The sequence below is a fragment of the Mucilaginibacter phyllosphaerae genome (assembly GCF_004378255.1).
GTDB lineage: Bacteria > Bacteroidota > Bacteroidia > Sphingobacteriales > Sphingobacteriaceae > Mucilaginibacter > Mucilaginibacter phyllosphaerae.
Genome location: NZ_SNQG01000005.1, coordinates 325,709 through 349,222 on the forward strand (window position 1 = coordinate 325,709; position 23,514 = coordinate 349,222).

Here is a 23,514-nt window from a genome sequence, read left to right on the forward strand (position 1 = left end):
AGCGTAGCGTAACTCTTGATACTGCATATTGTAAGCATTCTGCTTACGTCGGCTGAAAGCTGACCCTGTGCTACAGACGAATGATTGACCGAATTAAGATTTGACAACTTTTTAAAAGTTGTCAAATCTACCGCCAAACAAAAAGAGCGACGAGTATTAACCCATCGCTCTTTTGATATCAAGATATATCCTTATGCTTTTTTAGCTTCCGGTTGTTTCTTTTTACGTTCTGAATATACAGCACCACCCAGTGCCAGTATCAATAACACCGATCCTGCTAACGAGATATTTTCGCCTGCGTAGTAGGATGTTGGGTGGAATATAAATTCAACTTTGTGATTACCCACAGGGATGGTTGCCGCACGTAACAGGTAATCGGCACGGTAGTATGGCTGCTCCTTACCGTCTATCAGCATCGTCCAGCCTTTGTCGTAATAGATCTCAGAAAATACAGCTACCTGGTTGGCGCTTGAACTGGTTTGATAAGTTAAATGCTCAGGCTCGTAGCTTATTAGTTTGATGGTGCTGTTGTCATCAGGGCCTAATGGCAACGCTTCTACAACCTTTTTGTAGCTCTGGTCAATCATAGCCTCATCTTTAGGCGAGAAACTGCTGATAGCCTGCATTTCCTGGTCGGCATCTTTTACATACTTAACCGTTTTTACAAACCATGCGTTACCACAGGCAGTTGGGTTTGCACGCATGCCTGCGGCGCCTGTTTTAGGGTCGGCAGTGATGATGTATTTGGTGTTCAGCATATCCAAAACATCCTGGTTAATACTTTTGGTAAACTGGTTTTCTACCAACTCATCAAAGCGCCTTAAACGTGCCGAATGGAATCCACCCACTGTTTTATAAAAATAAGATGAACGGGAATCATGAAAGGGGTCAGACAGGCTCAAGTCAAATACCCTGAAATTAGGGTCTTTATCGCGCATCACAAATTCATCAACTTCACGTGGGGTATAAACCTGTGCTAAATTTTCTTTGGGGATAAAGGTATCATCTTTCAGATAGCGTTTGTCAACGCTCCACATATCTACCACTACCAGGCCCATAACTGCAAAAGCAGCAAATGTGGTACTTATTTTTTGTTTGATAACAATGTACAGCAAGCCAAAAATAAGTGCTACAAAAATAAAAGTACGGATGGCATCGGCTCTTTCCAAAGCTTCGCGATCCTGGATCAGGGCATTGGCAACAGAATTAGCCATAGCACCATCCCCTCTGAAAGCCTGGGTTAAGCCTGTTATAAGCGTTTGATGCTCGGTAGATTTAAAGCTTAAAATCAAGCCCGGTAAGGCTATCATTAATAGGGTTATACCACCGGTAATGTAAAATGCTATTTTGGTTTTATTAAAAACATATGCCTTATCGCGGTTAATAAATACCTCGTTAAGCGCCAGGAAACCTAATATAGGGAAGCAGAGCGACGCAATTACCAACGTAGATTCTACTGCTCGAAACTTATTATAGAGCGGGAAATAATTAAAGAAAAGATCTGACAGGAACGGCAAATTTTTACCGAATGACAAGAACACGCTTAACAATACGGCTGATAATAACCACCATTTAATCCGGTTCTTAACGATCAGCAATCCTAATACGAATAAAAAGAACACTACTGCCCCAAAATACCATGGGCCGTTTGTGCTTGGCTTGTTACCCCAATATAAAGGCACCTGTGCGGCAAATTGTTGTGCCTGCGCCGGGTCGATACCCTTATCTGTTAAAACTTTGGCAACCTTTGAATCTTCGCCTGCAGTGGTGCCGGTACCGCCGCCATAAGCATTAGGGATAAAAAAGGTAAAAACTTCTGTAACGCTTTCACTCCAGGTGTAGGCGTAATCTTTTGCTAAACCTGTGCTTGCCGTAGTGGTTTCGCTTTTTAAATTCGGTTTACCGCGTATAGTGTATTTACTGTATTCATAGGTTGTCCATAGCGAGCCTGCGTTTACCAGCACAGCCAGTATTGTTGCACCTGCCAAAAAGCCGATAGCTTTAAAAAATGGCGTGGTAAGTTTGGCTTTTATTGCATGGTAAAGCTCTATACCTATTAATATAGCAACCGCCAATAGCAGGTAAAAGGTCATCTGCACGTGGTTGGAGCGGATCTCCATCGCCAGGAAAAACGCTGTTAAAGCGCCGCCTGTAATATACTGGCCTCTAAGCGTCATGATAATACCTGCAACTATTGGTGCAAAAAACGCTATAGCATAAGCCTGGTTAGCATGCCCGGCTTCAATATAAATAAAGTTGTAGGATGAGAATGCGAAGGCAACGGCGCCTGCTGCTGCCAGCCAGTTGTTTAGCTTTAAAGTGCAGAACAAAAAGTAGGCACCAAACATGTAAAGCAAAATAGTATCAACCGGGTTTGGGAATACCGTTTTTAAGGCATCAATTACGTAAGTAGTGGCATTAGAGCCATATTTTGCCCAAATTTGATAACTTGGCATACCGCCAAACATCTGGTTTGTCCATAATGGGGCGTGGCCTGTTTTAGCTTTAACGTCCATTATTTCTTTTTGCATGGCCTGGGCTTGCAAAACGTCGCCCTGGTACATTACCTTACCCTGCATAATGGGGTTAAAGAAGTAGGCAAAGGCCAGTACGAAAAATATTGCAGCGACTATAAGATGGCCACTATTACGCTTTATCCAGTTATTCATTTAAACTTTTTTAGGGATAGTAATTTTCAATCTTCAAAAATAGAAAATTGAACGAGATTAGAAACGATAAGTTTTTATAAGATATTTACTTAGCAACGGTGGGGCTGGTTGCTAAAATAGAAGAACAGGAATACCATGAACAATAAACTTAATATGTAGATCAAAATATTAAGCTTATTATACTCCTCGCAGTTGCGGCGAATGGTGTAAACATTGTAAAGGGCAAGGATACCAATTGCAGCCCAAAAAAAGTTATTAATGGTACGGCAGCCCGTAAACAGCTGTATCAATACAGCCAGTACAATGCAGTTAGTAAGTACTAAAAGTAAAGATGGTGGCGTATTATTATGGTTACGCCTGCGTTTATATAGGCCTTCGGGTAACATTGGTTTATTTAATTTCTTCGTAATCTACAAACTCTCCTTCAGAATCCGGAACAGCACTTTTAGCTTCGGGCTTGTAATCAACCCGTACGCGGCCATCCGGCTTTGGTTGCTGATAGTTGTTTTGCTGACGGGCCTGCTCCTGCGCTTTATTAATTACACTGTTAAAAAGCATCGGCAAAAACAAGCGCACTAAGGCACGTATAATGTATAACGAACAAATGGTAATGATCAAAAAACGGATTAAAACACCCATCTCAAATTAAATTTAGCTTTACAAATATAAGTATATAACGGAAAATTTGTTTCGATTTATATAATGTCCAGATGCGAGGTTAGATAGACAAGTCCATTGGCGCAGTTATTCTCCCCCATTTGCATATTTACGAAAACTTTTCTTCCATCGTTTTTTCCAGCGCAAACATTTCGTCGCGCAGTTTGGCTGCTAACAAAAAGTCCATATTTTTTGCGGCGGCAACCATGTCCTTACGGGTATTCTCGATAGATTTTTTCAGATCGGCCTTGGTCATGTATTGCACTATTGGGTCGGCAGCAAGGGTCAGGGTATCTGTTTCCACGTAAGCCTTTTGCACACCGCCCTTAAAGTCTACCACCGAGGTTTGCTCCATGATCTCTTCTTTTGATTTGCCTACCGTACGCGGCGTAATGCCATGCTCCTCGTTATACTTTATCTGCAATTCGCGGCGGCGCATAGTTTCAGACATCGTTATCTCCATCGAGTCGGTGATCTTATCGGCATACATAATAACCCGCCCCCTATCGTTACGGGCCGCACGACCAATGGTTTGGATCAGCGAACGCTCCGACCGCAGGAAACCTTCTTTATCCGCATCCAAAATGGCTACTAATGATACCTCGGGCAGATCCAGTCCCTCGCGCAATAAGTTGATCCCTATCAGTACATCAAACTCGCCCAGGCGCAGGCCGCGTAAGATCTCTACACGCTGCAAGGTTTTTACTTCCGAGTGGATGTAGCGGCATTTAATGCCCAGCCTATCCATATACTTGGCCAGTTCTTCGGCCATGCGTTTAGTCAGGGTGGTCACCAGCACGCGATCGCCCATTTTAATAGTTTTATCCACCTCATCCAGCAAATCATCTACCTGGTTAATTACCGGGCGCACTTCAATTATCGGATCGAGCAGGCCGGTTGGGCGTATCACCTGTTCTACCACTACCCCGCCAGATTTCTCCAGTTCGAAATCGGCAGGGGTTGCGCTTACATAAATGGTTTGCGGGGCCAGGCGTTCAAACTCCTGGAAGTTTAACGGCCTGTTATCCATTGCCGCAGGCAAACGGAAACCATAATCAACCAACGAGATCTTCCTGGACCTGTCACCGCCATACATCGCGCGGATCTGTGGTACGGTAACGTGGCTTTCATCAATCACCATCAGGTAATCATCCGGGAAATAATCTAATAAACAGAACGGGCGCATACCCGGTTGGCGGCCATCAAAAAAGCGCGAATAATTTTCGATACCACTACAGTAACCCAATTCGCGGATCATCTCCAGGTCGTAATTAACCCTTTCTTCCAATCGCTTGGCCTCTATAAAGCGGCCATCGTCTATAAACTGCTTTTTACGGCTTTCCAGTTCTTCCTGTATCGCCCAAACAGATTGCTGAAAACGCTCTCGCGGGGCAACGTATAAGTTGGCGGGATAAACCACCATATGCGTCATCTTCTCGATGGTTTTACCGGTGGTGATATCAAAGGTGCTTAACTCTTCTATATCATCCCCAAAAAAGCTGATGCGATAAGCATAATCCATATATGCCGGGAAAATATCCACCGTATCTCCTTTTACCCTAAATGTACCACGTTTAAAATCAGCCGTGGTACGGGCGTATAGTATCTCTACCAAACGATGTAAAAAAGCATTCCTGCTAATGCGGGTACCTACCGCAAATTTAAATACCGAATTGGCAAAATCCTCGGGATTACCCATACCATAAATACAGGATATGGATGATACTACTATTACATCCCTGCGGCCACTCATCAGTGCCGATGTGGTGCGCAAACGGAGTTTTTCTATTTCCTCGTTAATCTGCAGATCTTTTTCAATGTAGGTATTTGATGAGGGGATAAACGCCTCGGGCTGGTAATAATCATAGTAGGATACAAAGTAGTTCACGGCATTATCCGGGAAGAACTGTTTAAATTCGCCATACAATTGTGCCGCCAGGGTTTTATTATGACTCAGTATTAGCGTAGGCTTTTGGGTTTGCTCAATTACGTTGGCAATAGTAAAGGTTTTACCCGAGCCCGTAACCCCCAACAGGGTCTGGAACGGATCGGCATTATTTACACCATCAACCAGTTGCTTAATAGCGCCGGGCTGATCACCGGTGGGTACGTACTGAGAAGTTATTTTAAAATCCATTACTCAAAAATAGTGATTAGTGACCGAAGATTTGTGATTAGGCTGTCAAGATTGCTAAGTATTTTAGTTGCAAATAAAATACCTGTTAATGACAACCCTATGTCAGCATCTTTTACACAACCAAATTATTTAAATATTGATTGGTAAATTCCATCTAATTAGCAAGGCCTCTCCCCTGCCCCTCTCCTTTGGAGAGGATTTAGGTGAGGCTTTTGGAGGGGCTTCCAACTAAAAAGCATTATCTTTAACCATGCCATTAACACAGCCTTTCATCCTCAATAAAACCAATAGCATTGCCAACCAGTTTTTAGCCGAGCTGCGGGATGTTACCATACAGCAGGATAAATACCGTTTCCGCAAGAACCAGGAAAGACTGGGCGAAATACTGGCCTACGAGATCAGCAAAATCCTTAACTATAAATCTGCTGATGTACAAACACCATTGGGCACAGCCAATATTAATTTAGCGGCAGAGCAACCCGTTGTTGCTACTATACTACGCGCCGGGCTGCCCTTTCATCAGGGCTTCATCAATTTTTTTGACCGTGCCGATAGTGCCTTTATCACCGCCTGTCGCAAAACAAAAAAGAGCGGCGCCTTTACTATTCAGATCGATCAGATTTCCGCCCCTAACCTGGACGGCAAAACCCTAATTATGTGCGATACCATGCTGGCCACCGGGCAAAGTACCGTATTGGTTTGTAAAGAGATTATAGCCCAATATCAACTAAAAGCCCTGCATATAGCTGCCGTTATAGCCAGCAACGAAGGTATTGCCCATGTACGCGCCAACTTACCGAACGCAAAAATATGGACCTGCGCCGTTGATGACGAAATGACGAGCAAGGCTTACATCGTACCGGGTTTAGGCGATGCAGGCGATTTGGCGTTTGGGGAGAAGGTGTAATTGATAGACGATTTGAAATTTACGATTTGAAATATAATACCTTTGAATCAAAATGTGAATGCATGGCCCAATCTACAATCGTAAACCGCACATCTAAATACAAACACATCTTCTTCGACCTTGACCACACCATTTGGGATTTTGATAAGAACGCTGAAGAAACCCTGCACGAACTTTATAGCACTTATAAGTTAAAAGATATCGGCCTAAAATCGGCAGACCTGTTTATCGAAACTTATACCCGCCATAACCACCGGCTTTGGGCACAATATCACCTGGGCGAAATCACCAAGGATGAACTGCGCGAAGCCCGTTTTAAAAGCACCTTTATTGAATTAGGTGTACAGCCCGACCTAATGCCTGCGGATTTTGAGGACGCTTATGTAATGCTTGGCCCTACTAAAACAAACTTGTTTCCGCATGCGCACGAAACGCTGGCTTACCTGCAAGGCAAGTACACGCTGCATTTGATCTCTAACGGGTTTAAAGAATCTACCGAAATGAAGGTTGCAGGCACTAACCTGTCGCCCTACTTTCAAAACATCATTATATCCGAAGTGGTGGGCGTTAATAAACCCGACCCGGCCATATTTAAACATGCTATTGAACTGGCGGGTGCCACCATCCCCGAAAGTGTAATGATTGGGGACAGCATTGAGGCAGATATCCGCGGAGCTATGGGCGTAGGTATGGATGCCATTTATTTTAACCCTCTGCAGGCAGAAAAACCTGCAGATGTGGACATGCAGATACACCATTTAAAAGAGTTAACTTTACTGTTATGAACCTCACCAAAGAGCGCCGCGCAATTGATACCGCATTAGATACCTACCGCCGGCAATTGGATACTTTTACCGACGAGCGGTTTACACAAACACCGCCCATGGGTGGGTGGAGTTATACCGAAGTTTACGACCATATACTTAAGGCAAGCCTAAATTCGGCAATAGCTTTAGAATGCTGTACTAATAATACCTGCCCGCCTACTAAAAAAGGCATGAACTTTTGGGGGCATTATGTAATGTTTATGGGGAGTTTCCCGCCCGGTAAATTTAAAGTACCCAGATCCGTATCTGAAAAAATATCTCCCAAAAAGTCAGATAAAGAAGACATTAAAAATTTGATCATAAAAACCCGCAAAAAAATTGAATTAGTTGCTGCAATGGTAAACGATGCACCTAAAAATGCCCGCTGGGCGCATCCGCGCCTGGGTATGTTAAATGCCCCGCAATGGTTTAAATTTATCCGCGTGCATTTGCAGCATCATTTAAAGCAATTAGAACGTATTAAAAATAACTTTGCCAAAGGATAGCCTTAAAGCGTTCATGTTCACAGCGTGAACACTATACCATTTACACAAATAATTCATAGTCAGACATTTAGTATTATACTTACTGATACCGCTAAACTTTCATGTACTTTTCATTTGATTTGGGTAACTTACCATACCCAAACAGGCCAATAACGGCCTGCAAACGCCTGCTATCTAATTATTTTTTGTTTTGCGTAACCTTTAACATTTAACACAGTCTTAACACTACAATAATTTGATTAGTTGATATTTGTAAAAATAAGGAAAGATGAATTTTGAATTTACTTACTTGTTTGTAATAGGATTGCTGGTATTGCTTGGTGCATTTTATCTAAGCCCTTACGAACTAAAGGTTAACGAAGACGACGACGAGGAATAAGATCCTCCCGTTTGCCCAACACCCGGCGTACATAAATTAACGGCTATTAACTTAGCCCATCCATTTTAATGGCAAAACGCGAAGTAGATATAGTTATCATATCTGATGTCCATTTAGGCACATACGGCTGCCACGCCAAAGAACTCCTTAAATATCTTAAAAGTATTAAGCCCAAAATGCTTATCCTCAACGGGGATATTATAGACATTTGGCAATTCAGTAAATCTTATTGGCCCGAAACACACATGAAGGTGGTGCGCCGCATTTTGAAGTTTGTAACCGAGGGCGTACCCGTGTATTACCTTACCGGCAACCACGATGAAATGCTGCGTAAATTTACTGATTTTAACCTGGGCACCTTTCAGCTGCTGGATAAGATCGTGCTGAATATTGACGGGCATAAAGCCTGGATCTTTCATGGTGATGTATTTGATGTAACCATGCAACACTCTAAATGGCTGGCCAAATTAGGTGCGGTGGGTTACGATACGCTGATCCTGATCAACAGTATGACCAATTGGTTACTGACCGCTATGGGCAGGCCAAAGATGAGCTTCTCGCAAAAAATAAAGGCTAAATTTAAAGATGCCGTAAAGTTTATTAATCAGTTTGAGCAAACGGCTGCCGACCTGGCCGTAGAGAAAGCCTACACCTACGTTATCTGCGGGCATATCCACCATGCCGAGATCCGCGAGATCCAATCTACCGAAAACACAGGTTCGGTATTATATCTAAACAGCGGCGACTGGGTGGAAAGCCTTACCGCTTTAGAATATCATGATAAGCAATGGACGGTGTTTAAATACCGGCCTGAAGATTTTAAACAGGATAACGACGAAGATGACACCTCAGACACCGAGGACCTTAACGCCAAACTGGATGTACGCAGCCTGTTAGAAAGATTTAAGCAGGAAGCGCATTAATCCATTATATTTGCCCGTCACATCAGCTATCTATGAAAATATTGTTCGGTATTCAGGGAACAGGTAACGGCCACATTAGTCGTGCCCGCGAAATTGTGCCCCTGTTGCAGCAATATGGCGACGTAGACCTGCTGATAAGCGGCACCGAAGCTGAAGTTAGTTTATCGCAGCCGCTGAAATACCACTTGCATGGTTTTAGCTTTGTATTTGGCAAAAATGGCGGGGTAGATAATTGGGCCACTTTTAAGATCATGAATCTGCGCCAGCTTTGGAAAGATATGCACAGCCTTCCGCTAAAAGATTATAATTTGGTCATCAACGATTTTGAACCTGTAAGCGCCTGGGCCTGCCGGTTGCAAAAAGTTCCATCGGTATCATTAAGCCACCAATGCTCTTTTGTATCGCAAAAAACGCCGCGCCCTAAAAAATGGAATTATGCCGAATGGCTGTTTGAATATTATTCGCCCACCACGCACCATATTGGTTTCCACTTTGAGCGGTATGACGATTTTATCCACACCCCGGTTATCCGCAGCGATATCCGCAGCATGGTTACCAGCAACTTAGGCCATTACACCGTTTACCTGCCTGCCTACAGCGATAAAACACTCATCAAGCATTTAAAAGAAACCAAGGCCGAATGGCAGATTTTTAGCAAACGCACCAAAATAGCCTATCGCGAAGGTAATGTAAGCGTGTACCCGGTAAATAACGAAGCATTTAACATTAGCCTGGCAAGTTGCACCGGCCTGCTTACCGGCGGGGGGTTTGAAGGCCCTGCCGAAGCCCTGTTTTTGGGTAAAAAGGTTTTGATGATACCTATGCGCGGGCAGTACGAGCAGCAATGTAATGCCCTGTCTGCATCAAAATTAGGGGTAGAAGTAGTGCATACCATTAATCACGACTTTGTATCGCGCATTAACAACTGGTTGGCCGATGACCGACGCATTGTGGTTGACTTTCCGAATGAAACCGCTAAAATAGTGGATGATATGGTGAAGAAATACGCGCGGTAAGTATTTAAACGTGTCATGGTGAGCCTGTCGAACCATTAGTGAGGCGCACAGGTCTTCGACAAGCTCAGACTGACATAGCAGAGATTGTCAGGGTGAGCCTGTCGAACCATTAGCAAAGCGTACAAGTCTTCGACAAGCTCAGACTGACAATAATGCCCACTGCCTGCAACTCTAAATTTTTCTGCTAATTTTGCGTGCACAGGCCAACCCGTATGATCAGTATTTTTAAGATATTTAATCCGCTTAACGTAATATGGCTGGCCATTTTAATGTTTGTGCTGCGTATAGGCTACATTGCCCGGGTGCCGGATAAGCTTGAGTTTATTTTTGTTGAGCCCTTTGCCCGCCTGCTGGTACCGGTATCTTACGAGTATGCTTTCTCTCCCATGCTTAACGTTTTTTTAGCCGCCGTGCTGGTACTGGGGCAGGCGCTGCTGCTTAACTATCTGGTTAACCATTACAACCTATTGGGCAGGCCTACTTTTTTACCCTCCCTAATGTATGTTACGCTTACGTCGCTGTTTGCGCCGTTTATGGTATTAAGCTCACCGCTTATCTGTAACTTTTTGGTAATATGGATGCTATTTAAACTCTTTAGCTTTTATAAAAGCGATGATGCCAAATCTACCGCGTTTGACCTGGGGATGATTGTTGCCATAGGCTCCATTATTTACTTACCCTATATTTACCTGTTCCTGGCTATCTGGATAGCCCTGATCATCTTTAAGCCTTTTAACTGGCGCGAATGGGTTTCCGGCATTTTGGGTTACCTTACCGTATTCTTCTTTTTCGCAGTTTTTTATTATCTCAATAATAAGCTGGGCAGCTTTTACCATATCTGGGCGCCGCTGGGTACCCGGTTCCCAAACAGCATCAACATTAAGTATTATAATTACCTGGTATTGGTGCCGGTACTGATCATTCTGATACTTTACTTTTTTAAATTGCAGCAAAACTATTATAAAAGCTACGTACAGGTGCGCAAATCGTTCCAGCTACTGCTAATCATATTTTTAATTGGCGGCCTGTCATTTTATGTAAAATCGCAGTTTAATTTAAACCACTTTTTATTGTGTGCGGTGCCTGCGGCGGTGTTCTTGTCGTATTATTTTATCAATGCCAGCGTAAAGTGGATGTACGAAAGTTTGTATTTATTACTGCTTATCAGCATCATATATTTTCAGTTTAACACTTTTTAACTTTTACATTCGTTCAAATTTCATAGGTTATATTAGTTTTGTAGCATGAAATTCGGTGTAGTAATATTTCCAGGCTCAAATTGTGATGAGGATATCATCCATGTTCTTCAAAATGTAATGGGCCAGCAGGTGGTGCGGTTATGGCATAAAGACCATGATTTGCAGGGTGCTGAGTTTATTGTATTGCCGGGCGGCTTCTCCTTCGGCGATTATTTGCGTTCAGGCGCCATTGCGCGCTTCTCGCCTATTATGCAAGAGGTGATACAGTTTGCAGCTAAAGGCGGCAAAGTAATGGGCATCTGCAACGGTTTCCAGATATTGACAGAGGCCGGCCTGTTACCGGGTGCATTGCTGCATAATAAAAACCGCAAGTTTATTTGCCGCAACATTCACATGAAAGCGCAAACCCAAAATTCGCTGGTTACGCAATTTATTGATCCGCAGCGCGCATTAAAAATACCTTTAGCCCATGGCGAGGGTAATTACTTTGCCGATGCCGACGTAATAAAGGCGTTAAATGATAACGACCAGGTGCTGTTCCGTTACTGCGACGTGGCAGGTAATGTTACCGACGAAAGCAACCCTAACGGCTCTATCGAAAACATAGCAGGGGTAACTAATGCCGGCCGCAACGTGTTTGGCTTTATGCCACACCCCGAGCGCGCATCAGAAAGCCTGGTGGGTAACGAGGATGGCCTGGCCATTTTCGAATCTATATTATCACTGGCTAAAGCTTAAATGCCAAACCTGGTTATTGATATTGGCAACACGCTTACCAAAGTGGCCGTTTTTGAAAACGACCACCTCTTAAAAGCCGGGCAATATCAAAACCCGGAAGAAACGCATATTAAAGGCTTTTTAAGCGAATATAAAGCCGATAGGGTTATCATAGCATCTGTAAAAACAACAAAACAACCCTGGCAAATGCTGCTGGAGGCCACGCTGCCGGTAACATATTTTAACAGCAGCATAAAAGCAGGCATCAATAACCTTTACAAAACACCCGATACACTTGGCGCCGACAGGCTTGCAGCTGTAATTGGGGCTAATTATTTATACCCCGATACCAATAATATAATTATAAGCGGAGGCACCTGTATAACCTATGATTATATTGACGCCGATGCAAATTATTTTGGCGGCAGTATATCACCGGGATTAAATATGCGTTATAAAGCCGTTAACCATTATACCGCGGCATTGCCTTTTTTAGAAGCCGATAAAAACTTTACGGCTGCTTATGGCGATGATACGGCATCGGCCATCCGGTCGGGCGTGCAAAACGGTATAAAATATGAGCTGGAAGGCTTCATAAAAGAGTACATTAAAACAACACAAGGATACAACATTATACTAAGCGGGGGCGATAGTATTTTTTTTGATACTCTATTGAAAAATAGCATCTTTGCCCCCTATATTAAAATTGAACCTTACCTGGTTCTTAAAGGATTAAACGCAGCGATACAAAAGCATAATGATTAAAAATATAAGGTTCCTGATAATATTGTTCTTATTTACTGTAACGGCATTTGGCGTAAAGGCACAATCTACTGCAACTACCAGTTCCCCATATTCACGTTATGGTTTAGGCGATATAAGCCCCATGTTGCTGCCGCAAAACCTGGCAATGGGCGGCATTGGCGTAGCAACCAACCGCATCAATAACTTTTATACCATCAACCCGCTTAACCCTGCATCCTATTCTGCAATTGGCTTAACCGTTATTGACGCCGGGATATACGGCAAATTCAACACGCTCGAAAAAAGCGGCCAGGCATCGCAAACCAATGCCAATTTCAGGCTTAGTCATGTTGCCTTTGGCATCCCTGTTTCAAAACGCTCTGCACTTAGTTTTGGTTTAATGCCTTACAGCGAACTGGGTTACAGCTACAAACAGGTAAGCCCCAATTTCAGCACAGGCCTGCCATCAGATACCAGCGCAGTTAATTATATCTATAATGGCGACGGGGGCTTATCTAAATTTTATATCGGTTATGGTTTTGGCATAGGCAAACACTTATCTATTGGTGCTAACATCTCTTATATATTTGGTAACCTTAAAGAAACCCAATCAACAGAAGTACCCTCACTGGCCGGTGTACTCAACTCGCGCATCGAAGAAAGCAATAGCATAACAGGTTTAAACTATGATTACGGCGTACAGTATTCGGTAGATTTTTCTCCGCGTAAACATTTAACCTTTGGCTACTCGGCATCTGCCAATACCAAACTAAACACAGCTAACAACTACATCGTAAGCAGTTATTACAGAAACGCAAGCGGCGACGAAGGCGTAGCGACAGACAGCCTGGTAAACAACCAGCAGCCATCTGCCAAAATACAGCTCCCTATGATCAACCGTTTTGGGGTATCATACCAATACGACGGCAAATTTTTGATAGGTGCAGATTATACCATGAGCAATTGGTCTAAACTAACCGTAGCCGGTGTTAATAAAAGCCTTAATGATAGCAAAACCATTAATGTTGGCGGCCAGTTTACTCCAAACGTTAACTCGCTGTCAAACTATTTTGCATCTGTAGACTACCGCTTAGGTTTTATTTACGACCAAACTTATCTTAGGGTAAACAATACCGATATTAAAAGATACGCCGTAACAGGCGGCCTGGGCTTGCCTTTAAGGGCAAACAATACCAGCTTTTACCGTATAAATATTGGTGCCGAAGTTGGCAAACGCGGTACACTTACCAATAGCCTGGTTCAAGAGAATTATATTAACGTTCACTTGTCATTCACGCTTAACGATAAGTGGTTCCAGAAATACAGGTTTGATTAATTTTGTATGATACCAGGCAGGCTAAAGCAACTGTGCATTTATTTACCGGCTGTTTTTGCAGCCCTGCTTTTAAGCGCCTGCGAAAACGATATCAATAAGGTAAAGGCTATTGCTGCGGCCGATGCCACCAAACCCATCCAGCGCACAACCGGTGTTGATATGATATTCAGCGATGACGCTATCGTAAAGGCCCGGCTGCTAACCCCGCTGATGATAGACTACGACACTAAAAAAAATCCTTACACAATAATGCCAAAGGGTGTAAAGGTTATCCTTTATTCTGAAGATGGCAATGTAATAGCAGATACCGGCTTTTATTATAAAGAAAAAGACCTGATCGTTTTTCGTAAAAATGTGGTTGCTACTAAAGGCGACGGCTCTGTTTACCGGTCTGAAGAACTTATGTGGGATATGAAAAAAAAACAGATCTACTCAGACAAAAAGGTAGTGATGACCAAACCCAACGGCGACGAGATGACCGGCACCAGCTTTTTAAGCGATGATAAATTCTTAAACCCGGTGTTTCAAAACTCCACCGCAGTTATACATGTTAACGGCGATCTTTCGCAATAATATCCCCCTATTTATTTACACAAAATTTTGTGTTATAGAATTTTAGTAAAAATTGTATCTTGCGCCTCTTTTTGAGAAATATAAAACATAGATAATTATATGGGCATAATGGGTTTTTTGCGGGAACGAATGGGAAAGATTCTCGCAATAGTGATTGGTGTAGCGCTTTTAGGCTTTATTGCCGAAGAAGTGGTTCGTTCCGGCAGTTCTTTTTTCAGGGGCGACAATACCAATATTGGTGAAGTAAACGGCGAAAAAATCGCCTATGCTGATTTTAGCCAGAAGTTAGAGCAAAGCACTAATCAGTTTAAACAGCAAAGCGGGCAAAGCATCACGCCACAGGTATCTAACTACATCCAGGAAACCACCTGGAACCAGTATTTAACCGAACTACTTTTAAATAAAGAGATAAACAAACTGGGTATTGTTGTTGGCGAGGCCGAAAGCCAGTCGATGATAAGCGGCAGCAACCCCGACCCACAGATACAGCGCCAGTTTGTAGGCCAGGACGGGCAGTTTGATAAAAGCAAACTGAACCAGTTTTTACAGTACCTGCAAACACCTAAGGCAGATGCAGCACAGCTTGCCGCATGGAATGATTTTGTAAGGCAACTGATCACTGCAAAAAAACAGCAAAAATACATGGCGTTGGTTACCAACGGCCTTTATGTAAACTCGCTTGATGCGCAGGACGATTACCTGGCGAAAAACAAGCTGGCTAACTTTAAATACACCGTGCTGGATTATGCATCTATACCGGATGCTAACATTAAACTAACCGACGACGATTACAGCACCTATTACAACGCACACAAAAACGAATTTAAAAATCAGCAGGAACTGCGCAGCTTTGAATACATCAGCTTTAACGCAGCACCATCTAAAGATGATACCGCTGCTGTAAAAGCACAGGTTGAAAAACTGGTTGGCGATTTCAAAGCCACGGCTAATGATTCGCTTTTTGTACAGATCAACTCTGAAACAAAAGGGCAGCTTACCTACCAGAAAAAAGGCCAGTTAGAGCCTAAGCTGGATTCGGTAATGTTTACTGCAGATAAAGGCTTTATTTACGGCCCATATTTTTCAAACGGCAGCTATAAAGTAGCTAAACTGATCGATTCGCGTGTTGGGCCCGATTCTATAAAAGCAAGGCATATCCTGATAAACCCAACTACCGAAGGGGGTATTGACAAGGCATTGGCTAAGGCAGATTCTATTAAAAAATTAATTGCCGGTGGTAAATCATTTGCAGACCTGGCTAAAATGTACTCGATCGATAAAGCTTCCGGCGAAAAAGGCGGCGACCTGGGTACTTTTGGCCGCGGCGCTATGGTACCTGCTTTTGATGATGCGGTATTTAGTGCTAAACCTGGAGAATTAAAAGTGGTTACCACGCAATTTGGTGTTCACCTTTACCAGGTAGAAGAGCAAAAGGGCTCGTCTAAATACGTTAAAATAGCTGTAGTAGATAAACCGTTAACGCCAAGCAGCAAAACACAAGCTGCGGTTTACAGCAAAGCCCAGGCTTTCTTAAGCTCGTTAAACAAAGATAATTTTGATGCGCAGGCTAAAAAGGCAAACCTTCCGCTTAAAAAAGCCGAGGATGTAAACGCCGTTGCAGCAAGCGTAATCGGTTTAGATAATGCACGCGAAATTGTTAAATGGGCATTTAAATCAGAAAAAGGAGACTTTTCTGACCAGGTATTCGCATCAGGCGACCAATACGTAGTAGCTCGTTTATCTGCCATTAAACCTAAAGGCATACTATCATTAGAGGATGTTAAAAAGCAAATTGAGCCTGCGGTTCGTATCCAGGTTAAAGGCAAACAGCTTTCAGATAAATTCCAGTCTGCATTAAACGGTGCTTCAAACATCGATCAGGTTGCTCAAAAAGCCGGCAGCAAGGTTACACCTTTACAAAACATTGTATTTGCTAACCCGGTTATCCCTGGTTCGGCAGCAGAATATAAAGTTATTGGTACCGTATTTGGTTCACAGCCAAACAAGCTGTCAAAACCAATTGAAGGCCAGCAAGGGGTTTATGTATTTACATTAGATAGCTTCACCAACCCGGCACAGCTTACCAACAACATCCGCGAAAAACAGCAAATTGGCCAGGTATTGCTGCAACGCTCGCAAGGTTCGGTGCTTGATGCCTTAAAAGATAAGGCGAATGTAAAAGATAACAGGGCTAAGTTTATGTAACAAAATTTAAAGTAATTTTGCATCCGGCATTAACGTTATAGTTGATGCCGGATTTTTTTATTAAATACCGTTATGGAAATACAGGAAAACATCATCAATAAAGTTGCACAAAGCGGCCTGGTTACTTTAGACCCGGCACAATTTTATGCACCCGGCGAACGCCTGGTTTATGATATTAAGGATAACCTTTTCCATGGCCTGATGCTGCGCGAAAAAGATTTTCGTGAATTTGTTAAAACGCACGACTGGGCACAATACCAGGATAAGAATGTAGCTATAACCTGCACTGCCGATGCCATTGTGCCCGCATGGGCTTACATGCTGCTGGCAAACCGTATGGCGCCCTACGCCCGCCAGGTTGTTTTTGGTGATGCCGAAGTGCTGGAAACCGTGTTATTTGTAACAGAACTTAAAGCCCTTGATGTGGAGCAGTACCGCGACCAGCGCGTGGTGATAAAAGGCTGCGGGGATATCCCGGTACCGGTATCTGCCTACGTAGAGCTAACGCAGCGCCTTACCCCTATTGCCAAAAGCCTGATGTTTGGCGAACCCTGTTCTACCGTACCTATTTATAAACGCAAGGATTAAACCGGGTAGCGGTAATTGCGTCTATATCAAACAAATGAAGAAATACTATTTAATCCTTATACTGCTTAACGGCTTTATTGGCGCTTACAGTCAGGATCAGCAGGCCACTAAAACCAAAGAGGTTGCCTTTCAGGCGGGCGAACAAATAACTTATAAATTAAAATATGGCTTTTTCAGCGCGGCCGAGGCGATGATAAAGGTAGAGAACACGCCACAAAAGTTTAACGGACACGCTGCCCTGCATATTAATGCCAGCGCCAAAACAATCGGCACTTTTAACCTGCTGTTTAAAACCCGTAACGAGTATCATTCCTATATAGACCCGGTTACCCTGCTGCCTTATTACTATGCCGAAAACAGGCAGGAATCAAAGTACAGGCACAGCGATAAGGTTACATTTGACAGGGAAAAGAACGTGATTACTGCCGATAAGGGCAAGTTCCCTTTTACAGGTAATGTGTTTGATTTTTTATCCTGCTATTATTTTGCCCGTAATATTGATGTATCGCATCTGCAGATTGGCGAAAAACTGGAATTACGCTATTTTTTAGAAGATGGGATTCACTCGTTAACCATTACTTACCTGGGTAAAGAGCAGGTAAAATGCGGGTTGGGTACATTTAATTGTTTAAAATTTAACCCCACAATTATTCCCGGCCGCATATTCAGAAAAAACAGTATGCTATATTTGTGGATAACCGACGATAAGAACCGCATTCCTATTAAGGCGCATGTAGAACTTGTAGTTGGCAGTTTGGTAATGGACCTTAGCCAGGCCAGCGGGCTTAAATATCCCTTAAACCCGGTAAAAAAATAAATATAAGATGATTGAAGTAGGAAGCGTGTTGTTGCACGAGGATGTGATTAAAAACAATTTTGTTTGCAATTTAAACAAGTGCAAAGGTGCATGCTGCCTGGAGGGCGATTCGGGCGCGCCCCTAAACCATGATGAACTGGAGATACTGGCAGATATTTATCCGAAGGTAAAACCATACATGACAGCCAAAGGTATTGCTACTATTGAGCGGGAAGGTACACACGTTACCGATTTTGAAGGTGATTATACCACCCCCTGTGTAGATACTAACAAAGAATGCGCTTATGTTACCTGGGAAAACGGTATCACCAAATGCGCCATTGAAAAAGCTTATGAAGAAGGCGCTGTTAATTGGCAAAAACCAATCTCGTGCCACTTATACCCTATCCGTATAACAGCCTATCCGGAATTTGATGTTTTAAATTACGACCGGTGGAACATCTGTAGCCCCGCATGTACTTTTGGGGATGAACTACAGGTAAAAGTGCATGAATTTTTAAAAGGCCCTCTTATCCGCAAATACGGCGAAAACTGGTATCGCGAACTGGAAGATACTGTTGCCGGTATTTAACAGTTAAGCCAATGCCTGCTTTTACAATTAATTTAAATAATATTGTAGCTTATAATAAATTGTTGATGAAAAAAGCTTTAATAACTGGTATTACGGGGCAGGATGGTGCATACTTAGCTGAATTTTTGCTGAAAAAAGGGTATGAAGTTCATGGCATAAAACGCAGGGCATCATCTTTTAACACCGACAGGATAGACCACCTGTACCAGGATCCGCATGAAAGCGGTGCAAAATTAATGCTTCATTACGGCGACCTTACCGATTCTATGAACCTAACCCGGCTGATACAGGAAATTCAGCCCGATGAGATCTATAACCTGGGTGCACAAAGCCACGTTAAGGTGAGTTTTGATTCGCCCGAGTACACAGCCAATGCCGATGGTATTGGTGTATTGCGCATACTGGAAGCCATCAGGCTTTTAGGGCTTACCAAAAAAACCCGCCTATACCAGGCATCTACATCAGAGCTTTATGGTTTGGTGCAGCATGTGCCGCAAAGCGAAACAACCCCTTTCTATCCACGCTCGCCTTATGCAGTGGCCAAACTTTACGGATACTGGATCATTGTGAATTATCGCGAAGCTTACCAGATGTATGCCTGCAATGGTATTTTATTTAACCATGAAAGCCCGATACGCGGCGAAACTTTTGTTACGCGTAAAATTACACGTGCTGTAGCCAAGATTGGGTTAGGCCTGCAGGAATGCCTGTATATAGGCAATTTATCGGCCCAGCGCGATTGGGGGCATGCCAAGGATTATATTGTAGCCATGTGGCTGATGTTGCAGCAGGATAAGCCCGAGGACTATGTAATAGCAACAGGTGTAACCACCACCGTGCGCGAATTTATTAAAATGGCCTTTAATGAGCTGGGCATTGAAGTTGAATTTAGCGGCAAAGACGAGCATGAACGCGGAGTGATCATTGATATCGACCAGCAAAAAATAGAAGCATTGGGCTTAAACGCCGACGCTTTAAAATTCGGGCAAACCATTGTTAAGGTTGATCCTAAATATTTTAGGCCTACCGAGGTTGACCTTTTGATCGGCGACCCATCCAAAGCTAAAAAACAACTGGGCTGGGAACCAGGCTACGATCTGCAGGCGCTGGTTACAGACATGGTTCAGTCTGACCTGCACCTGGCCAAAAAAGATGAGCACATGAAAAAAGGCGGCTTTAAAACTTTAAACTATTTTGAATAGTCAGCCCAAACGGAATGATATGAAGAGAATAATACTTATCAGTATAACATTAATATTGGTTACGGCAGGCATTGCCCGTTCGCAATCAATCTATCAGCCTTACTCTTACGAATTTTATCAAAAGTTTAATACTGACGCCTATTCTACTAAAACACGGCTGCATACTTCGCTGAAACCCTTCTTTGTTGACGATTCCTTACTGATGCGCAGTTATGATTCGATCATCAATTATGGCAGCAATGCATCTAATAAAGATATTTTATACCGCAAACTTTTTAACGAACACCAAATAGATATAAAAGGCGCTAACTCTACTTTTTATGCAGACCTGTTGCCGGATTTTAATGTAGGCCGGGATTTTTCGCAGAAAAGAAACACCTACCTCAGCTCTATAGGGTTGCAGATAGGGGGTACTGTTAGCAACAAATTTTATTATAATGTAACCGGTTATTTAAACCGTGCCCAGGTGCCCGATTATATTTCAACTTATATCCGGCAGGTAGGTATTGTGCCGGGAATGGCTTATGCAGGCACTTTTAACAACAAGCCAAACGCTTATGGCTGGGATTATATAACTGCCATAGCATCATACACGCCTGTTAAATTTTTAAACATTACTGCCGGCCGTGATAAAACCTTTATCGGCGATGGCTACCGCTCATTGTTACTATCTGATTATTCATCGCCATACCCTTTCTTTAAATTAACAGCTAACCTGGGTAACGTAAAATACATGGCCATGTGGGCCAATTTTGCCGATCCGGCGGGTACCAGCGATCATTTTAACAACCGCAGCAAATGGGGTGTTTTCCACTATCTGGACTGGAACGTAAATAACCGCCTGTCTATAGGTTTCTTTGATTCGGTAATATGGGGTAATGTAGATGATAACGGTTATAAGCATGGCTTTGATTTTAGCTATATAAACCCGGTGATATTTTTAAGGCCGGTAGAGGCCGCAAACGGCTCGCCGGATAATGCACTCATTGGCTTTACCAGTAAATATAAATTAACAGACGGTATTACGGCCTATGGCCAGTTCTCGCTGGATGAATTCCAGGCAAAAGAATTTTTTTCAAACACCGGGAGCGTACGTAATAAATTTGGCTACCAGTTTGGTATCAGGGGTGCAAACCTGTTTAGTGTAAAAAACCTGAATTACCTGTTAGAAACCAATACGGTAAGGCCTTTTACCTATTCCGAAAGGGCAACAATCTTAAATTATTCGGCAAACAGCGAGCCTTTAGCGCATCCCTGGGGAGCAAACTTTCGCGAGGTGGTTGCCCTGCTAAACTACTCTTACAAACGTTTTGATCTGATGGGCGAAGTTGATTACGGCCATTACGGGCTTGATATAAACGGCGCCAACTATGGTAAAGATATCTTTTTGCCTTACACCAAACCCGTACAGCAAAACAATAATAACATTGCCCAGGGCTTAACTACCAATATGGTTTATCTGCAGGGTAAAATTGGCTATGTGCTTAACCCAAAATACAATTTAAGGTTAGAGCTTGGGGGCATCTACCGTACAGAAAAGAACAGCGCCTTTAATGATAAAACCAGCATGTTAACCTTTGGCGTACGCAGCTCGTTCCGCCAGATCTATACCGATTTGGCCAGTTACAAAACGCATTAACAAATCATTAACTAATAAAAAAACATCATAAAAAAAGGCAGCTTTGTATGACCAAAGCTGCCTTTTTTATGGAAATATTTCGACTTTAAACCGGCTTCATTTCACCTTTTATCGCCCTTAAAAGTTCATTAGCATGCTGCGAACCGATGATGTACACCAAGCCGTCCCTGTCGGTTAAATGTATGGCATCGTTACCGGCGGCGTAAAAACGGATGGTACCTTTTGTATGCAGGTTGTAAACCGGGTTATTAAATAAGTACCTGCTATAAGTGCCTTTTTCAACCTTTACAATACTGTTCAGATCTATTTTTACCCTGCGGGTGCTCCACAAGCCATCAAGCAAAATACTTTTATTGATAACCGTGGTGCTAAAGTGCAGCAGAAAACCCATAATGATGGATATGATAATGATCACAAACCCTACAATGGCCAGCAGGTCGCCGTTGCGCTCCCGCTCATCGGTAAAAAAGTAGGCAGCAAAGCAAAACAGGGCCAAAACAAGGCGGATGGTTATAGGGATCCATTCCCTGCCCAGGTATTGCTTCTCGATAAAAATGCCTTTGTCGCTCATAATTTATACAGTTCGAATATAGTAACTTTTTTAGTGTTATTACGCACCTTATACCTATCATCCAGCCTGTAACCCCCAAGCCAGATGATCTCGCCGTTGCCGTTTTGCAGTACAGGCACAGCATTTTTTTGATGCAGGGGCAATTTAGCCTGAATAAAAAAATCACTCAGCTTTTGCCTGTTTTTCATCCCCAGCGGGTAAAAAACATCACCCTGCTGCCATGCGCGTAATGTTAAAGGGTAAATCAGCAGTGCGGCATCTACCGATACCGCCAAAGGGTTATCCCGGATAATGAGCGGGCTGTCATCATGCCATAAGGTTAGTTTATAGCTGTTGTACATCACGTTTGTAGTGTTTTTATCGATGTTTACCCCGGTATCCGTTTTTACAGCCCTGGGAGATATGATGAGTTTCCCCCTGTCAACCAGCAACTTAAAGGCGGCACTTTCAAAAACGCGGCCTGCATGCTTGTTTAAAGCAGTAAGCAGGTCATCAACTACCGGTTGGGTAAAACCATACTCCTGCAAAAGCCTAAAAAGCAACAGGCGCTGCGGCGAAAGCTTTTTTACTGCATCAATGCTGATGTGCACCTCGTTACCATGCCGCACCGGCAACTCCCTTTTTAATGCGGCCACCTTATCGTTCAGCAGTACTTCCAGGTCCTTAAAGTTGCGCAGGTTGTTTTCAAACGTGCTTTCCAGGTTTGGGTTCAGTTCTTTCAGTAACGGGATTACCTGGTGGCGTATTTTGTTACGGGCATATTTTACCGATGCGTTCGAGGCATCCTCGGCATAATTTAAACCTTCGGCGCTGATGATAGTCTGTATCTCGTGGCGGGTTAAAAAAAGCAGCGGGCGCACCAGGGGGCCATTTTTGGGCAGGATGCCATGCAGGCCAGCAATGCCGGTACCCCGTGTAAGGTTTAACAATATAGTTTCGATCGTATCGTTTTGATGATGAGCGAGTGATATGGCATCATAACCTGCCGATTGGCTGATCTGAGCAAACCATTGGTACCGCATATCGCGCGCAGCCATCTGGATGGAAACCTTGTTATCGGCCGCGTATTGTTTTGTATCAAAATTAACGGTGTAGAAGCTAACGCCCATTTGCTGTGCAAGCAGGCGGGTAAATTCCTGGTCGGCATCGGCATCGGCGCCGCGCAGCATAAAATTACAATGTGCAATGCCAAAATTATAACCGGCTGCTTTTAGCAGATGTGCCATCAAAACAGAATCCATGCCCCCGCTTACGGCTGCCAGTATTTTGCAGGCAGGCGTAAATAAGCTATTTTGTTCAATAAAATCAACAAAGCGTTTTACAGGGAGCATACGCCAAAATTATTAATTTAA

The 23,514-nt window shown here is 43.2% G+C and carries 22 protein-coding genes; 16 read left to right on the forward strand and 6 right to left on the reverse strand.

The features are described 5' to 3' along the window. Positions 1–191 precede the first annotated feature (191 nt). From E2R65_RS14990 to uvrB, 4 genes are all read right to left on the reverse strand, one after another. Positions 192–2,669 (reverse strand): YfhO family protein, encoded by a 2,478-nt coding sequence (locus E2R65_RS14990; RefSeq protein WP_134337289.1) that lies wholly within the window; start codon positions 2,667–2,669, stop codon positions 192–194. An 89-nt stretch (positions 2,670–2,758) separates the two neighbouring features. Next, positions 2,759–3,055 (reverse strand): hypothetical protein, encoded by a 297-nt coding sequence (locus E2R65_RS14995; protein ID WP_134337290.1) that lies wholly within the window; start codon positions 3,053–3,055, stop codon positions 2,759–2,761. 4 nt (positions 3,056–3,059) lie between these two features. Continuing rightward, on the reverse strand, positions 3,060–3,308 hold the full coding sequence (locus E2R65_RS15000) for a DUF4834 domain-containing protein (RefSeq protein ID WP_134337291.1): 249 nt from the start codon (positions 3,306–3,308) through the stop codon (positions 3,060–3,062). Positions 3,309–3,435: 127 nt separating this feature from the next. Continuing rightward, complete coding sequence (uvrB, locus tag E2R65_RS15005; protein WP_134337292.1) at positions 3,436–5,463, reverse strand: excinuclease ABC subunit UvrB; 2,028 nt, start codon at positions 5,461–5,463, stop codon at positions 3,436–3,438. A 250-nt stretch (positions 5,464–5,713) separates the two neighbouring features. Between uvrB and upp the strand changes: the two genes are divergently transcribed. The 16 genes from upp (at position 5,714) to E2R65_RS15085 (ending at position 21,591) form a co-directional block, all read left to right on the forward strand. Continuing rightward, positions 5,714–6,370 carry a uracil phosphoribosyltransferase gene (gene upp / locus E2R65_RS15010; protein ID WP_134337293.1) on the forward strand — a complete coding sequence of 219 codons (657 nt, stop codon included), beginning with the start codon at positions 5,714–5,716 and terminating at the stop codon, positions 6,368–6,370. A gap of 62 nt (positions 6,371–6,432) precedes the next feature. Then, positions 6,433–7,155 carry a YjjG family noncanonical pyrimidine nucleotidase gene (locus tag E2R65_RS15015; protein ID WP_134337294.1) on the forward strand — a complete coding sequence of 241 codons (723 nt, stop codon included), beginning with the start codon at positions 6,433–6,435 and terminating at the stop codon, positions 7,153–7,155. Beyond that, complete coding sequence (locus E2R65_RS15020; RefSeq protein WP_134337295.1) at positions 7,152–7,682, forward strand: DinB family protein; 531 nt, start codon at positions 7,152–7,154, stop codon at positions 7,680–7,682. Before E2R65_RS15015 ends, E2R65_RS15020 begins: the two co-directional genes overlap by 4 nt. Positions 7,683–8,129: 447 nt before the next feature. Further along, positions 8,130–8,984 (forward strand): UDP-2,3-diacylglucosamine diphosphatase, encoded by an 855-nt coding sequence (locus E2R65_RS15025; RefSeq protein WP_134337296.1) that lies wholly within the window; start codon positions 8,130–8,132, stop codon positions 8,982–8,984. Positions 8,985–9,016: 32 nt separating this feature from the next. Beyond that, positions 9,017–10,000 carry a glycosyltransferase family protein gene (locus E2R65_RS15030; RefSeq protein ID WP_134337297.1) on the forward strand — a complete coding sequence of 328 codons (984 nt, stop codon included), beginning with the start codon at positions 9,017–9,019 and terminating at the stop codon, positions 9,998–10,000. Between the two features lie 212 nt (positions 10,001–10,212). Further along, positions 10,213–11,199 carry a DUF6427 family protein gene (locus tag E2R65_RS15035; RefSeq protein ID WP_134337298.1) on the forward strand — a complete coding sequence of 329 codons (987 nt, stop codon included), beginning with the start codon at positions 10,213–10,215 and terminating at the stop codon, positions 11,197–11,199. A gap of 45 nt (positions 11,200–11,244) precedes the next feature. Further along, positions 11,245–11,937 carry a phosphoribosylformylglycinamidine synthase subunit PurQ gene (gene purQ, locus E2R65_RS15040; RefSeq protein WP_134337299.1) on the forward strand — a complete coding sequence of 231 codons (693 nt, stop codon included), beginning with the start codon at positions 11,245–11,247 and terminating at the stop codon, positions 11,935–11,937. Further along, positions 11,938–12,681 carry a type III pantothenate kinase gene (locus E2R65_RS15045; RefSeq protein ID WP_134337300.1) on the forward strand — a complete coding sequence of 248 codons (744 nt, stop codon included), beginning with the start codon at positions 11,938–11,940 and terminating at the stop codon, positions 12,679–12,681. Then, positions 12,674–13,996, forward strand: a complete 1,323-nt coding sequence (locus E2R65_RS15050; RefSeq protein ID WP_134337301.1) for a hypothetical protein — start codon at positions 12,674–12,676, stop codon at positions 13,994–13,996. Before E2R65_RS15045 ends, E2R65_RS15050 begins: the two co-directional genes overlap by 8 nt. Positions 13,997–14,002: 6 nt before the next feature. Next, on the forward strand, positions 14,003–14,569 hold the full coding sequence (lptC, locus tag E2R65_RS15055; protein ID WP_134337302.1) for an LPS export ABC transporter periplasmic protein LptC: 567 nt from the start codon (positions 14,003–14,005) through the stop codon (positions 14,567–14,569). 108 nt (positions 14,570–14,677) lie between these two features. Then, a complete protein-coding gene (locus tag E2R65_RS15060) occupies positions 14,678–16,774 on the forward strand; it encodes a peptidylprolyl isomerase (RefSeq protein WP_260172225.1) in 2,097 nt (698 codons plus the stop codon). A 72-nt stretch (positions 16,775–16,846) separates the two neighbouring features. Further along, on the forward strand, positions 16,847–17,362 hold the full coding sequence (locus E2R65_RS15065; protein WP_134337304.1) for a DUF2480 family protein: 516 nt from the start codon (positions 16,847–16,849) through the stop codon (positions 17,360–17,362). 34 nt (positions 17,363–17,396) lie between these two features. Further along, positions 17,397–18,179, forward strand: a complete 783-nt coding sequence (locus E2R65_RS15070; protein ID WP_134337305.1) for a DUF3108 domain-containing protein — start codon at positions 17,397–17,399, stop codon at positions 18,177–18,179. Between the two features lie 7 nt (positions 18,180–18,186). After that, complete coding sequence (locus tag E2R65_RS15075) at positions 18,187–18,750, forward strand: DUF3109 family protein (RefSeq protein WP_134337306.1); 564 nt, start codon at positions 18,187–18,189, stop codon at positions 18,748–18,750. A 65-nt stretch (positions 18,751–18,815) separates the two neighbouring features. After that, positions 18,816–19,952: a GDP-mannose 4,6-dehydratase gene (gene gmd / locus E2R65_RS15080; RefSeq protein WP_134337307.1), complete on the forward strand. Its 1,137-nt coding sequence runs from the start codon at positions 18,816–18,818 to the stop codon at positions 19,950–19,952. Between the two features lie 70 nt (positions 19,953–20,022). Further along, the gene (locus tag E2R65_RS15085; RefSeq protein WP_373867799.1) at positions 20,023–21,591 is read left to right on the forward strand and encodes a gliding motility protein RemB; all 1,569 of its coding nucleotides are present in this window, start codon (positions 20,023–20,025) and stop codon (positions 21,589–21,591) included. A gap of 85 nt (positions 21,592–21,676) precedes the next feature. Here the strand turns inward: E2R65_RS15085 and E2R65_RS15090 are convergent, their stop codons facing one another. Continuing rightward, a complete protein-coding gene (locus E2R65_RS15090) occupies positions 21,677–22,162 on the reverse strand; it encodes a hypothetical protein (RefSeq protein WP_134337309.1) in 486 nt (161 codons plus the stop codon). Then, positions 22,159–23,493, reverse strand: coding sequence for a tRNA lysidine(34) synthetase TilS (gene tilS, locus E2R65_RS15095; RefSeq protein ID WP_134337310.1), 1,335 nt, complete (start codon positions 23,491–23,493; stop codon positions 22,159–22,161). Before tilS ends, E2R65_RS15090 begins: the two co-directional genes overlap by 4 nt. Positions 23,494–23,514 lie beyond the last annotated feature (21 nt).